The sequence below is a fragment of the Saccharopolyspora gregorii genome (assembly GCF_024734405.1).
GTDB lineage: Bacteria > Actinomycetota > Actinomycetes > Mycobacteriales > Pseudonocardiaceae > Saccharopolyspora_C > Saccharopolyspora_C gregorii.
Window position 1 is genome coordinate 2,777,134 of sequence record NZ_CP059556.1, and the last position, 12,563, is coordinate 2,789,696.

Annotated in this window: 12 protein-coding genes; 5 read left to right on the plus strand and 7 right to left on the minus strand. The window is 73.8% G+C overall.

The window, feature by feature from the left end:
- Positions 1-61: 61 nt before the first annotated feature.
- On the minus strand, positions 62-715 hold the full coding sequence (locus H1226_RS11915; protein ID WP_224959920.1) for a TetR/AcrR family transcriptional regulator: 654 nt from the start codon (positions 713-715) through the stop codon (positions 62-64).
- Positions 716-1,046: 331 nt separating this feature from the next.
- Here H1226_RS11915 and H1226_RS11920 point away from each other — a divergent pair, with 331 nt between their 5' ends.
- Positions 1,047-2,300 (plus strand): oxygenase MpaB family protein, encoded by a 1,254-nt coding sequence (locus tag H1226_RS11920; protein ID WP_258349060.1) that lies wholly within the window; start codon positions 1,047-1,049, stop codon positions 2,298-2,300.
- Between the two features lie 61 nt (positions 2,301-2,361).
- On the opposite strand, the gene H1226_RS11925 is transcribed toward H1226_RS11920, so the two are convergent.
- From H1226_RS11925 to H1226_RS11935, 3 genes are all read right to left on the minus strand, one after another.
- Positions 2,362-2,898 (minus strand): putative immunity protein, encoded by a 537-nt coding sequence (locus H1226_RS11925; RefSeq protein ID WP_258349061.1) that lies wholly within the window; start codon positions 2,896-2,898, stop codon positions 2,362-2,364.
- A gap of 56 nt (positions 2,899-2,954) precedes the next feature.
- Positions 2,955-3,458 carry a spermidine N1-acetyltransferase gene (gene speG / locus H1226_RS11930; protein ID WP_224959930.1) on the minus strand — a complete coding sequence of 168 codons (504 nt, stop codon included), beginning with the start codon at positions 3,456-3,458 and terminating at the stop codon, positions 2,955-2,957.
- A gap of 179 nt (positions 3,459-3,637) precedes the next feature.
- A complete protein-coding gene (locus H1226_RS11935) occupies positions 3,638-4,648 on the minus strand; it encodes an LLM class flavin-dependent oxidoreductase (RefSeq protein WP_258349397.1) in 1,011 nt (336 codons plus the stop codon).
- Between the two features lie 244 nt (positions 4,649-4,892).
- On the opposite strand from H1226_RS11935, the gene H1226_RS11940 reads away from it, so the two are divergent.
- The 4 genes from H1226_RS11940 to H1226_RS11955 all read left to right on the plus strand — a co-directional run bounded on the left by H1226_RS11940 (position 4,893) and on the right by H1226_RS11955 (position 8,686).
- Positions 4,893-5,792 (plus strand): LysR family transcriptional regulator, encoded by a 900-nt coding sequence (locus tag H1226_RS11940; protein WP_258349062.1) that lies wholly within the window; start codon positions 4,893-4,895, stop codon positions 5,790-5,792.
- Positions 5,793-5,995: 203 nt separating this feature from the next.
- A complete protein-coding gene (tatA, locus tag H1226_RS11945) occupies positions 5,996-6,250 on the plus strand; it encodes a Sec-independent protein translocase subunit TatA (RefSeq protein WP_258349063.1) in 255 nt (84 codons plus the stop codon).
- Positions 6,251-6,272: 22 nt separating this feature from the next.
- Positions 6,273-7,205, plus strand: coding sequence for a twin-arginine translocase subunit TatC (gene tatC, locus H1226_RS11950; RefSeq protein WP_258349064.1), 933 nt, complete (start codon positions 6,273-6,275; stop codon positions 7,203-7,205).
- Positions 7,193-8,686: an LCP family protein gene (locus H1226_RS11955; RefSeq protein WP_258349065.1), complete on the plus strand. Its 1,494-nt coding sequence runs from the start codon at positions 7,193-7,195 to the stop codon at positions 8,684-8,686. Before tatC ends, H1226_RS11955 begins: the two co-directional genes overlap by 13 nt.
- Before the next feature lies 1 nt (position 8,687).
- On the opposite strand, the gene H1226_RS11960 is transcribed toward H1226_RS11955, so the two are convergent.
- From H1226_RS11960 to H1226_RS11970, 3 genes are all read right to left on the minus strand, one after another.
- Entirely contained in the window at positions 8,688-10,298 is a 1,611-nt protein-coding gene (locus H1226_RS11960) for a phospholipase D-like domain-containing protein (protein WP_258349066.1), read from the minus strand.
- Positions 10,295-11,629 carry a cytochrome P450 gene (locus H1226_RS11965; RefSeq protein WP_258349067.1) on the minus strand — a complete coding sequence of 445 codons (1,335 nt, stop codon included), beginning with the start codon at positions 11,627-11,629 and terminating at the stop codon, positions 10,295-10,297. The genes H1226_RS11960 and H1226_RS11965 overlap by 4 nt, the downstream gene beginning before the upstream one ends.
- A gap of 61 nt (positions 11,630-11,690) precedes the next feature.
- Positions 11,691-12,554, minus strand: a complete 864-nt coding sequence (locus H1226_RS11970; RefSeq protein WP_258349068.1) for an SDR family oxidoreductase — start codon at positions 12,552-12,554, stop codon at positions 11,691-11,693.
- Between the last annotated feature and the right edge of the window lie 9 nt (positions 12,555-12,563).

Sequence of the window (12,563 nt, forward strand, 5' to 3'; positions counted from 1 at the left end):
CTGCTGCGGTCGAGCGCTGTCCTGCGCCTGCCGCGGTCGGTCGCGGGCCCGCGACCGCCGCTCACCCGGCGCCCGGTTCGGCGAGCATCGGCACCAGGAAGCGGCGGGCCACCTCGCGGACCTGCTCGTCGTCGTCCAGGTCGACCAGCTCGCTGGGGGTGACCAGGAACGAGGCCGAGACGCGGACCATCAGCTCCGCGACGACCTCCACGTCCACCCGCTCCGGCACGTGCCCGTCGCGCTGCTCGCGGCGCAGCTGCTCGGCGAGGAAGCGCCGCACGGTGGCCATGGTCCGCCCGCCGTCGGTGAGCATGGACGGCACCATCACCTCCGGTTCGACCTCCATCAGCCCACCGATCAGCGGGTTGCCGCGGATGGCGCGCAGTGCGCTCGCGAACCCCAGCACCACCCGGTCCGCGGCGGTGCGGGCGTGGCGGATGTCGGCGAGGAACCGGTCGAAGTACCGGCGGAACTCGCGGCGCACCACGTGTTCGACCAGGGCGTCCTTGGTGGCGAACCGGCGGTAGACGGTGATCCGGGAGACCCCGGCCCGGCGCGCCACGTCCTCCATGGTGGACCGCCGCAGGCCCAGGCGGCAGAACTGCTCGTAGGCGGCGTCGAGGACGCGCGCGGTGGTCTCGTCGGTGTCCTCGACGCGGTCGACGGCCTCGGTGAACGCGCGCTCCAGCAGCGATTCGGGGTCGTGCGGCGTCATGATCTCGGACAGTACAGGTTCCGCGGCGCCGGATCCCCGGTTCGCGCCACCGGGGTCCGGCCGCCGCGGTCGTGCCTTCGGAGCAACGGTGCTCCCCCTTCCACCCGAGCGGGATTGCGGTGAACGACGGGAATGCGGGCCGCACGCCGGTCCGGGGCTGGTGCCCGGGCGCGTCCTGTGCTTCGCTTCCTGATACGCAGTAGCGGATCTTGTTTCACCGTACCAGCGATCTTCCGGTGCGACGGCCCGAACCGGCTCCACCGCGCACGCCGCTGCTGCACGTGATCACCCCGCACCTCGCGATCCAAGGACTCGAGGAGAAGTTCAGGACATGAGCGAACAGGGCACACCCGAACCGGGCGGACGCGGACTCGTGGGCAGGCGCGGACTGCTCGCGGCAGGCGGCGCACTGGGAGCGCTCGGCGCGCTGAGCACCGCCGCCCCCGCCATGGCGTGGACCTGGCAACCCAGCGGTTCCGTCGTCGGCACCGGCGAAGGCGCCGACCCGCGCTGGGTCTGGGACGAGGTCGCCGACCCCCTCGTCGGATCGCTGCTCGACAGCGGCGCGGTACCCCGCGTCAACGAACTGCTGCGCGAGTGGACGACCAACGGGCAGGACCTGCCGAAGGGCCTGCCCACCGAACTGCGGGACTTCATCGAAGAAGCCCGCCGGAAGCCGGACTGGGCGGACCCGCGCAAGCTCGACCTCGCCTACCGGTTCAACGAGAAGCGCGGCCTCTACCTCGGCGTTCTCTACGGCATGGCCAGCGGCATGATGAGCACCGTCATCCCCAAGGAGGCCCGCGCCGTCTACCACTCCTACGGCGGCGCGAACATGAAGGACCGCATCACCAAGACCGCCAAGCTCGGTTACGACATCGGCACCCCGAACGCCTACGCCGACGACGGCTCGATGATCGTCACCTGCGTCAAGACCCGCCTCACCCACGCCGGCGTGCGCAACCTGCTGCCGAAGTCGGCGCAGTGGAGCGACGTCGCGCCCGAGGACATCCCGATCAGCCAGGCCGACATGATGGTCACCTGGCACAGCCTCGCCACCACCGTGAACCGCAAGATGGTGGAGTGGAACGTGCCGATCCCACCGGAGGAATCCGAGGCGTACCTGCACTCCTGGCAGCTGTGCGCGCACATGCTCGGCATCGCCGACGAGTACATCCCCGCATCCTGGGAGCAGGCGAACCTGCAGGCCGACCAGGTGCTCACCCCCATTCTCGCGCCCACCGCCGAAGGCGTGAACCTGGCCGACATCCTGATGGACTTCGGCAAGGAGATCGACGGCTCCATCCTGAGCAGGCCCGTGATCGGCGCGCTCACCCGGTTCATGCTCGGCGACCAGGTCGCGCGGTGGCTGATGATCCCGGACGAGCCGATCTGGGACCCGCTGCTGAACACGCTGTGGGGCCCGTTCATCGCGGTCCGCGAAGGGCTGCTGCAGAACTTCCCCGGTTCGCAGCAGGCCTACTGGACGTTCGACGAGGTGCTGCGGCAGGCGGTGCTGCTGTTCCTGTCCCGCGGCGACTACCCGATCAGCATCTCCATCCCCACCGGCAACCGGCCGGGGTGATCCGGCGGCGCCGCGCCGAACGCGCGCCCGGCGCGGCGCCCGCCCGCCGCGGGCCGCGGGTTCAGTCCGATGTGGACGTTCTGCGCAGTGCGGTGTCCAGTGCCGCCACCAGTTCCGCGACCCGGTTCCGCGCGGTCGGTGGTGCGGGGTAGCGGCGCAGGACGTCGACCACGGTCAGATCGGCGAGGCGGTGCCACCGCGCGAGCGCCGCGTCGCCGACCGCGCGGTCGTCCCCGGCGCCTAGCTCGGCGACGCGCGCGGCGCTCGCGGCGGCGCGCAGCACGTGCCCCACCTGGGAGGCCCGCGCGATCGGGTGCAGGTACGCGGCGGACGCGGCGTCCCCCGCCGACCGGGCGGCCAGGCGTGCGGGTTCGGTGCCCGCTTCCCGGGCGGCGCGGTGCGCGTCGAGCGAGGCGGCCCGTTGCAGCCTGCTCCGCCGCGCGCCGTCGGCGAACTCCCGCGCCGCCTCGATCGCGGCCCGCGGCCGGCGGTCGCCCGGGCAGGCATCCTCGAACACCGGCAGCACCTCCTGCGCGGCGAGCAGCGCGTACCGCGCCACCGCCCGCAGCTCGTCCCCGCTCAGCTCGAAATCGCCCACGGCCACCTCATCGCCCGCCCGCCACGTACCGCCTCCGGGGCCGGGCCGGTCGCCGCTCACGCGAGGTGGTCGCGTTGGAAGACGCCCATGCGCAGCGCGTTGTGGTAGTGGCCGCCGGCGAAGAACTCCTCGCGGAGCTCGCCCTCGGTGCGGAAGCCGAGCTTCTCGTAGACGTGGATCGCCTTGGTGTTCTCGGTGCTCACCAGCAGGTAGATCTTGTGCATGTTGAGCACCGCGAACGCGTAGTCCAACGCCTGCCGGGTCGCCTCCGCGGCCAGCCCGCGGCCCTGGTGGTCGGGGGCGACGATGATCTGGAACTCGGCGTTGCGGTGGATGTAGTCGATCTCCACGAGTTCCACCAGGCCGCCGCGCTCGCCGTCCGCCTCGATCACGAAGCGGCGCTCCCGGGTGTCGTGGATGTGCCGGTCGTAGATGTCCTGCAGCTCGACCAGCGCCTCGTAGGGCTCCTCGAACCAGTAGGTCATGATCCGCGAGTTGTTCGTCAACCCGTGCACGAACGGCAGGTCGTCGCGTTCCAGGGCACGCAGGCGGAGGCTCATTCCAGCCATCCTGGTCGCGGCGACCGCGCCGTTCAACCGAACCGCCGGCGCCGCGCGGTGGGGTCCGAATCGCCGACGCGGCGCGGCGGTGCCGGAAGCCCCGGCGCCGCCCGGCGGGGAACGGGATCCGGCGCCGCCGGACGGCGTCCGCAACCCCGGCGCCGCGTGGTGACGCCGGATCAGGCCGCCGGGCGCCAGCCCAGCGCGGGTGCCAGCTTCGTGGCCATGTCGGTCAGGATCTGCACGTAGTCGTCGTGGTCGAAGGTGAACGGCAGCGCGAACGACACCTCGTCGACCGCGCGGAACGCCGCGTGCGCGGCGAGCCGCTCGGCCAGCTCCGCCGAGTCGCCCACCAGGTCCGGCGCGTACATCATCCGGGCCGGGCCGTGCGTGGTGGTGGTGCGCGGCAGCCGCTGGGCGGCGTAGCGCGCGTACTTGTCGCGTTGCGCGGGCGTGGCGCTGTCGGTGGGAATGACCACCAGGCCCTGCGAGACGCGGGCCCGCTCGCCGTCGGGGTGGTGGGCGCGGAACCGTTCGACCAGCGACAGCTGGACCTGCTCGAAGTCCGCGGAGCGCTCCGCCTTGACCACGTTGCTGACCAGCAGGTTCAGCCCGTTCCGCCCGGCCCACTCGGCGGAGCGCAGGCTGCCGCCGCCGTACCAGACGCGCCCGGCCAGCCCCGGTGAGTGCGGCTGCACCCGGTCGGAGAACACCTCGATGCCCTCGGTGCCGCTGAACCCGGTGACGGGTGCGCCGCCGAGGAAGTCCAGCAGCCGCTCCGCCCGGCCGTAGCCGAGGTCCTCCGCTTCGGCGGTGTCCGGGTACAGCGCCCCGCGGACCCGCTCGAAGTGCATCGGCGGTCCCGCGCTCACCCCCGGGTTCAGCCGCCCGCCGGAGAGCACGTCCACGGTCGCCAGGTCCTCCGCCAGCCGCAGCGGGTTCTCCCAGCCCAGCGGGATCACCGCGGTGCCCAGGTCGATCCGGCTGGTGCGCTGGGTCAGCGCCGCGAGCACCGCGGTGGGGGAGGAGATGCCGTACTGCAGGTGGCGGTGGCGCACCCACGCGATGTCGAAGCCGAGCCGCTCGCCGAGTTCGACGATCTCCAGCGTCGACTCGTGGCCGGGCCGCGGATCGTCCCCGTCGAACAGCCCGATGGTCAGGAATCCCAGTCTGCGCAGGGGTCTTTCCAGTTCAGGCACGGCGCCCTCCGTCCGCTCGCTCCGGTCACCGCGATCAACGCGACCGCGCCGCCGGCTAGTCCCGGGCGCGGTCGCGTCTCACCTGCCGGGATCGTGCCGCGCTGAGCTGCGGTTTCCCCGCCGGGTGCGGCCGGGAGCAGGTTCCGGCCGGACTCCGGGGCGGAGCGCGTGACCGGGCGCACCGGTCGCCGCCGGAGGACTCGCCGCGGGGACCCGGTGGTAATGTCCCGGACCTGTGTTGGATCCCGTCTGGCTGCGGACGTTCCTGGAAGTGGCCGATTCAGGTGGCTTCAGCCGCGCCGCGCGCGCCCTCGGGCTCGGGCAGCCCGCGGTGAGCCAGCACGTGCGCAAGCTGGAGGCGGCGGTGGGCCGCTCGCTGCTGGTCCGCGACAGCCACACCGTGGAGCTGACCGGTGACGGCGAGGCCATGGTCGGCTTCGCCCGCGACATCCTCGGCAGGCAGCAGCAGGCCCTGGACTACTTCGCCGGGCCGGAACCCAGCGGGCGGGTCCGGCTGGGAGTGTCCGAGGACCTCGTCTCCGATTGGTTCTCGCAGATCGCCCAGCGGTTCCAGCGGATGCACCCGCGGGTCGACCTGGACCTCACCGCCGGGCTCAGCACCCCGCTGCACGACCGGCTCGAACGCGGCGAGCTCGACATGGCGCTGATCAAGCAGCCGGGCAGCGAACCGTCCGGGCGCCTGCTGTGGCGGGACGAGCTCGTCTGGGTCGGCACCCCGGACACCCGGATCGTGCCGGGAGACCCGGTCCCGCTGGTGGTGTACCCGGAACCGAGCATCACCCGCGCCCGCGCGCTGTCCGCGCTGGAACGCGCGCAGCGGTCCTGGCGGGTCAGCTGCACCGCGGACCGGCTCAACGGGCTGAGCATGGCGGTGCGGGCCGGGCTCGGCGTCGCGGTGTTCGCGCGCAGCGTCGTCCCGGACGGGCTGGTGCCGGTCCGAGGCGGACTGCCTGCGCTGGACCAGATCGAATTCGTCCTCAGCGGACGCATCCCGGTGCGCGGCACGCCGATGAGCGCGCTCGTGGACATGATCGCCGCGGCCGGTCGCCCGGAGGTCGCGGACGCGCACCCGAAGATCGCGGACGCGCGCCCGGAGGTCGCGGACGCGCACTGAGCGCCGCCGCGATCGCGCCGCGCGATCGCAACCATCACGGCGCGCGCGTTGCCGCGCCCTCCCGCGCGGGCGAACACTGGGATCGGCCGTGCGGGTGATGGAGGCCCCGGCTCGCGCCGGAGCGGTGCCCACCTGCCGTGGACCGTCCGCAGTGGACCGAGCCGCATCCCGCACGCCTTCCGACTAGTGGAGGAGCGGGAATCGTGAGTTTGCCGGGTGGGTGGGAGCTGGTGCTCCTCGTCGGCGTCGTGGTGCTGCTGTTCGGCGCGGGCAAGCTGCCGGACCTCGCGCGGTCCGTCGGGCAGTCCGCGCGCGTGTTCAAGGCGGAAGCACGCGGCATGAAGGAGGACGAAGCCGCGGCGCGCGCCGCGCAGGGCCGGCTGAACCCCGGCGAGCAGGCCCCGGGCACGAGCGGCACCGAGGCGCGCGGCGAACGCCGCGAAGAGGCCGGGAGCTGACGAGAACCGGGAGAGCAGCGCAGTGGCCAGGACGCCGCGCCACCCGAACCACGGCCGCGGCCCGCGCCGCCGGTGGGGCAGGAGGCACAACCCCGACGGGACCATGACCCTCGTCGACCACCTCCGCGAACTGCGGTACCGGCTGGGCGTGGCGATGATCGCCGTCGTCTTCGGCGGGACCTTCGGGTTCTGGTGGTTCTCGCACCCGCTGTTCGGGGTGCCGTCGCTGGGCGACCTGCTGCTCGCGCCGTACTGCTCCCTGCCGCCGGAGATGCGGTTCAGCCCGGAACCCGGCCGGTGCCGCCTGCTGCAGACGAAACCGTTCGAGGTCTTCGTGCTGCAGCTGAAGGTCGGGATCGCCGTCGGCACCGTGCTGCTCAGCCCGGTGTGGCTGTACCAGCTGTGGGCGTTCATCACACCGGGGTTGAAGGAGGGCGAGCGCAAGTTCGCCGCCCAGTTCGTCGGGTTCGCCACGGTGCTGTTCGCCTCCGGCGGGCTGCTCGCGTACTTCGTGGTCCCGGAGGGGCTGCTGTTCATGGTCGGGTTCGGCGGGGACGCGTTCTTCACCGCCCTGACCGGGGACGAGTACGTCGGGTTCGTGCTGCTGATGCTGTTCATGTTCGGGTTGAGCTTCGAGCTGCCGCTGGTGCTGGTGATGCTCAACCGGGCGGGGATCCTGTCGTACGCGAAGCTGCGGAGCTGGTGGCGCGGCATCGTGTTCGGGCTGTTCGTCGTCGCCGCCGTCGCCACGCCCGGGCAGGACCCGATCTCGATGCTGGCCCTCGCCGCCGCGCTGTGCGCGCTGTTCGCCGTCGCGCTGGTGCTGTGCCGCCACCACGACCGGTCCCGGGCGCGTCGGCCGGGCGCCGCGCCGTCCCCGGACGAACCGTCCGCGATCGACCACCGGCCCACCGAACCGGACCGTTTCGCCGAGGAGGGCTCGTGGCGCGGTTAGACCAGGAGCGGACCGCCCCGCTGCGTCCCGTTCGCGGACGGCCGCGGACCGCCTCGCCGCGCCGCGCCCGCGGGCGACCGCGGGTGGCCGCGCGCACGGCGACCGCGCTGGCCTCGGCGCTGGTGCTGCTGGTGACCGGGTACGGCTGGAACGCGCTGGGGCGGCTGCCGGGCGCGGTCTCCGGCGGTTCGGGTTCCAGCGGCCCGGTAAACGTGCTGCTGGTCGGGCTGGACGGCCGGACCGACGCGCAGGGGAACCCGCTGCCGCCCGAGGTGCTGGAAGAACTGCGCACCGGGGACAGCGGATCGAGCCTCACCGACACGGTGATGCTGCTGCACGTGCCCGCCGACCGGAGCCGTGCGGTCGCGTACTCGCTGCCCCGGGACTCGTTCGTCGCCGTCCCGGGCCAGGGCGAGCACAAGATCAATGCGGCGTACGGGATGGGGAAGGCGCAGGAGCGGCGGCGGCTGGTGGCGGACGGCGTGGCCGATCAGGCGGAGCTGGAGCGCCGCTCCTCGGCCGCCGGGCGCGATCTGCTCGTGCAGACCGTGCAGCAGCTGACCGGTGTCGACGTGGACCACGTCGCCGAGGTGAACCTGCTGGGCTTCTACGAGCTCACCAGCGCGATCGGCGGGGTCGAAGTGTGCCTGAACGAGGCCGTGGACGACCCGTACTCCGGTGCCGTCTTCGCGGCCGGGCGCCAGGAGGTCGAAGGCGGCGATGCGCTGGCGTTCGTGCGGCAGCGCCACGGCCTGCTGCGCGGCGACCTCGACCGGGTGCAACGGCAGCAGGCGTTCCTCGCCGGGTTCGCCCGGCGCGTGCTCTCCGCCGGGACCATGGCGAACCCGGTGAAGCTGCAGCGGTTGCTCGACGCCGTCGAACGGTCGGTGGTGCTCGACGAGGACTGGAACCTGCTGGCCTTCGCCGCCGAGATGAGCGGCCTCGCCGGCGGCGACATCGAGTTCGGCACCATCCCGATCGTCGACCCCGAGTACGACACTCCCGACGGGCAGGCCGTGCAGGTCGACCCGCACCAGGTCCGGATGACCATCGCCCGGGTCAACGAAGGACTGCCTCCCACCCCGCCGGTCCCGGCCGCGCTCGCCGCGACCACCGTCGACGTGCTCAACGGCACGGACGTCGGCGGCCTGGCCGCCCGGACCCGCGACGCGCTGCTCGCCGCGGACGTCCCCGTCGGCGAGGTCGGCAACGGACCGGAGACCGGCCGCTCCCGCGTGCTGCACCACCCGGACGACGCCGAGGTCGCCCGCTTCGTCGCCGAGCACCTCGGCGGCATCCCCACCACCGCGGACCCGTCGCAACCCGCTGGCGAGGTGCGCGTGGTCCTCGGCGAGGACTTCGACGACGCGGCCGAGGAGTTCGCCCCACCCGCACCCCTGCGCCTCGACGGCCTCCAGGCCGCCACCCCGGCCCACCGCGCCCCCGACATCACCGCCGACGCCATCCCCTGCGTCAACTGATTCACCACCGCTTCGTGCGGCGGAGCTGGGTGGGGCGGCCGTCGGGGTCCATCAGGAGGCGTTGGGCGGGGCGCGCCCACAGGCGGGTGAGCGGGGACGGGTCCGGGCGGGCGTGGGCGCGGAGGTGGCCCGGCGGCCGGGCGGTCGCCCGGCCCTGCGCGTGCCAGCGGTCGAGCACGGCGGCGGACTCGCGCAGCACGTCGGCGCCGCGCACCGGGTCGGCGAGGTCGGCGGTGTCGCCGGGGGAGCGGCCGAGGTGTTCGGACCACAGGCGCAACCGCAGGTCCCGGGCGAACCCGGGGTCCGCGCCCTCGTCCACGACGGCCGCGGTCAGCTCCGAGTCGTAGGCCCAGGAGCGGCGGTTGAGGTTCGCCGAGCCGACCGCCGCCCAGCGGTCGTCGACGACGCAGACCTTCGAGTGCAGGTAGATCGGCAGCCCGGCGGTGTTCTCCAGGTCGTGCACGTCGACCCGGTCGCCGCCGGCCGCGCGCAGCAGGTCCAGCGCCTCGCGGTGCGCCACGTCGTTGGTCGCCGTCTCCACGACGCCGCCCTTCTCCGGGCGGTGCGGCACCACGGCGACCAGGCGCAACCGGGGTTCCCGGCGCAGTGCCGCCGCGAACGCCTCGGCCACCACCGGGGACCACAGGAACTGGTCCTCGACGTGGACGAGCCGCCGGGCGTGGCGCAGCGCCTTCGCGTAGCCGCGCGCGACGCTGCGCTCGCCGTCCGGCGCGAACGGGTAGCGCGGGCGCTTCGCCGGGTAGGTGCGCAGCAGCTGGACCGCCTGCTCCCCGGACCGCGGTGGCGGCGGGAGCCGGTCGGGCAGCGGGTCGGCGCGCCGGGCGAACAACCGGCGAGTCCGCGAGATCGGGCCGCGGCGGGACGCGGTGGCGTCGGCCCACCGCTCCCGGAAGCAGTGCTCCACGTCCTGCACCGCCGGGCCGCGCACCTCCAGGTGGGCGTCGTGCCAGGCCGGTCGCGCGCCGTAGCGGTCGTCGATGGAGGTCTGCACGTCCGGGTCGCCGTGGTGCTCGTGGTCGTCGCGGCGGCTCGCGCACGGGTCGATTCCGCCGAGGAAGGCCACGTCGGTGTCCGGCCGCTCGGGGCGGCGGACCACCAGGAACTTCTGGTGGTGGCAGCCGATCGGCCGCACCCGCTGGTCCAGCAGCGCGGCCCCGCCGTGGCGGCGCAGCGCGGTGGCGAACCGGCGGTTGTCCGGCACCAGGTCCCGCCGCAGCGTCAGGAACGGCCACCAGAACAGCGCGTGCACCGAGGCGCCGCGGCGCAGCGCCCGCAGCAGCAGCTCGCCGAGGGTGGTGCCCTCGGCGTCGAGCGGCTTGCCCCGGGTGCCGATCCAGGCGGAGAAGAAGATCCGGTCCCCGGCACCGACGTCGCGCAGCGCGGGGACGAGCCGGTCGAAGTACTCGGTGCCGTCGACCAGCGGGCGCACCGAGTTGCCGGTGGACCACGCGATCCCGGCGGGGTGCCGTTCGTCGAGGCCGGTGGCCGGGTTGCCGCGTTCGGCCGCGGTCAGCAGCCAGTGCGCGGGCAGGTCCGCGCGGGTGCGGGGCGCCGCGGTCGCGCTCTCCTCCAGCACGGGTCCCCCGCTCACCGCGTCCCGGAGGCCGCGCGCGCCGCGACGCGGAACTCCAGCTCGAAGTTGTCCAGCGTGTGCGGCAGCGGCCCGTCGGGTCCCAACTCGTGCTCGCCGTCCAGCCGGAACTCGTGGCCGCGCAGCAGGGCGGCGAGCAGGGTGCTCGCGGTGAGCAGCACCAGGTTCTCCCCGGGGCAGCGGCCGGGGCCCGCGCTGAACGGGACGAGACCCGGGTGCTGCTGGGCGGCACCGCCCAGCCAGGACTCGGGGGCGAACCGGTCCGCGTCGGGGACGGTGCCCCGGTCCCGGTGGAACAGCGGGGTGTAGATGAACAGGCCGCTGCCGCGGGGGATCGTGCGGCCGCCCCAGCTCGCCTCGGTGATGGCGTCGCGCAGCAGCGCGGGCGTGGTCGGCCACAGCCGCACCGATTCGAGCACGCAGGACCGCAGCAGCGGCAGCATCGGCGAGTCCGCGCCGTCGGCCTCCTCGCGCACGGCGCGCAGCCGCTCCGGCTGCGCGGTGAGCACCGCCAGCGCGCGGTACGCCACCATGGCGGCGGCGTCGAAGGCGAACAGCCAGTGCGGCACCTGATCCGCTCCGTCCACATCGGACGAATTACGGGCGATCACCCCGGCGAGGCTGCCGGGATCCGCCCGGGACAGGTGCGCGCGCAGCCGCCGGTCGAACTCGCGGCGGCGGGCGGTGCGGCGCGGGTGCAGGAACGCCCAGTTCGCATCCGAGCGCAGGCCGTTGAGCAGCTCGACCAGCCGCCGGTCGTCGCGGGCGCCGGCACCGAGCACGATGCGGCGCACGGCGCGCCACCACCCGGCGGCGAACGCGTCCCAGTCGAGCCGCCCGCCCGCGTGCTCGGCGAGCCGAGCGCCCTCCTCCGCGGTGATCTCGGCGATGCGCGGGCCCAGTTCGTGCACCGGCCGGTCGATCTCCAGCACGTCCTCGTTGAACTCGCGCCGCCGCGCCCGCGCTCGCCCGCGCGAGATCAGCACCGCGTGCGGCTGGAAGTGCCGCAGCGCGGTGCGCTTCTCCAGGTTCGCGGGGGTGAAGCGGTCCGCCGAGTCGCGCAGCACGTCCCGCACCTGGGCGGGATCGAGCACCACGGCGAACTCCCGGCCGGGGATCGGCAGCCGCAGCGGGCCGTCCCCGTACCGGGAGCGGAGTTCGGCGAGCAGCCGGATCGCGGACCGGTCGAGCTGCCTGCGCTCCGCGAACGCCATCACCCGCGGCCTGCGGACGATGACACCGGCGGCCAAGGTCGGCAGCAGCACGCGGGCGGCGATCCGGGCGGTGTCCGGGACCGACGCTCGCGGTGCCCGGGATGCGGGATCGAGCACGATCTCCCTCCTGTCCTGTGCGGGGCCACCCGGATACCCGCCGCAAGATCGGCTCACACGTTCACCCCGGGTGCGTTTCCCCGCCCACCGGGGCGAGGACTTCGCCGGTGTAGTAGCTGGAGAGCTGGTCGGCGGCGAAGAAGACGTACGACGGGGCGATCTCGTCCGGCTGGCCCATCCGCCCCATCGGCACGTGCTCGCCGAAGCCCTCCACCGACTCCTCCGGCAGCGTGGCCGGGATCAGCGGTGTCCACACCGGACCGGGCGCCACGCAGTTCACCCGGATCCCCTGCTGCGCCAGGGATTGCGCGAGGGACATGGTGAGCACGTGCACCGCGCCCTTGCTCGCCGCGTAGTCGATGAGGGTCTTGTTGCCGCGCAACCCGTTGACCGAACCGGTGTTCACGATCGCCGAACCCGCCGGCATGTGCGCGAGGGCGGCGCGGGTGAGCCAGAACGGCGCGTAGACGTTCACCTTGAAGGTGCGGTCGAACTGCTCGGTGGTGGTGTCGGTGAACCGCTCCACCGGCGCCTGGGTCCCGGCGTGGTTCACGAGCACGTCGAGCCCGCCGAGCTCGGCGGCGACCTCGTCGACGAGCCGCTGGCAGGCCGCTTCGTCGCCGAGGTCGGTCTTGTGCAGCTCGCACTGCCGCTGCTGGGCGCGGACGAGCTCGGCGGTGCGTTCGGCGTCGGCGTCCTCCAGGTCGGCGTGGTAGGCGATGGCCACGTCGGCGCCTTCCTTGGCGAACGCCACCGAGACCGCCCGCCCGATGCCGGAGTCGCCACCGGTGACCAGGGCCCGCTTGCCGTCGAGCAACCCGCGCCCGCGGTACTCGGTCATCTCGTCGCGGGGAGCGGGGACCATCCCCTCGGTCGCCCCGGGCGCGGTCTGCTGCTGGGCCGGGGGAGAGTTGCGTGCGGACATGGTGCTCCT

What these genes read in the sequence shown, in the direction of transcription:
- speG (WP_224959930.1), bottom strand. Translation starts at nt 3,458, where the DNA reads ATGAGCCTCCGCCTGCGTGCCCTGGAACGCGACGACCTGCCGTTCGTG.
- H1226_RS11970 (WP_258349068.1), bottom strand. Translation starts at nt 12,554, where the DNA reads ATGTCCGCACGCAACTCTCCCCCGGCCCAGCAGCAGACCGCGCCCGGG.
- H1226_RS11915 (WP_224959920.1), bottom strand. Translation starts at nt 715, where the DNA reads ATGACGCCGCACGACCCCGAATCGCTGCTGGAGCGCGCGTTCACCGAG.
- H1226_RS11920 (WP_258349060.1), top strand. Translation starts at nt 1,047, where the DNA reads ATGAGCGAACAGGGCACACCCGAACCGGGCGGACGCGGACTCGTGGGC.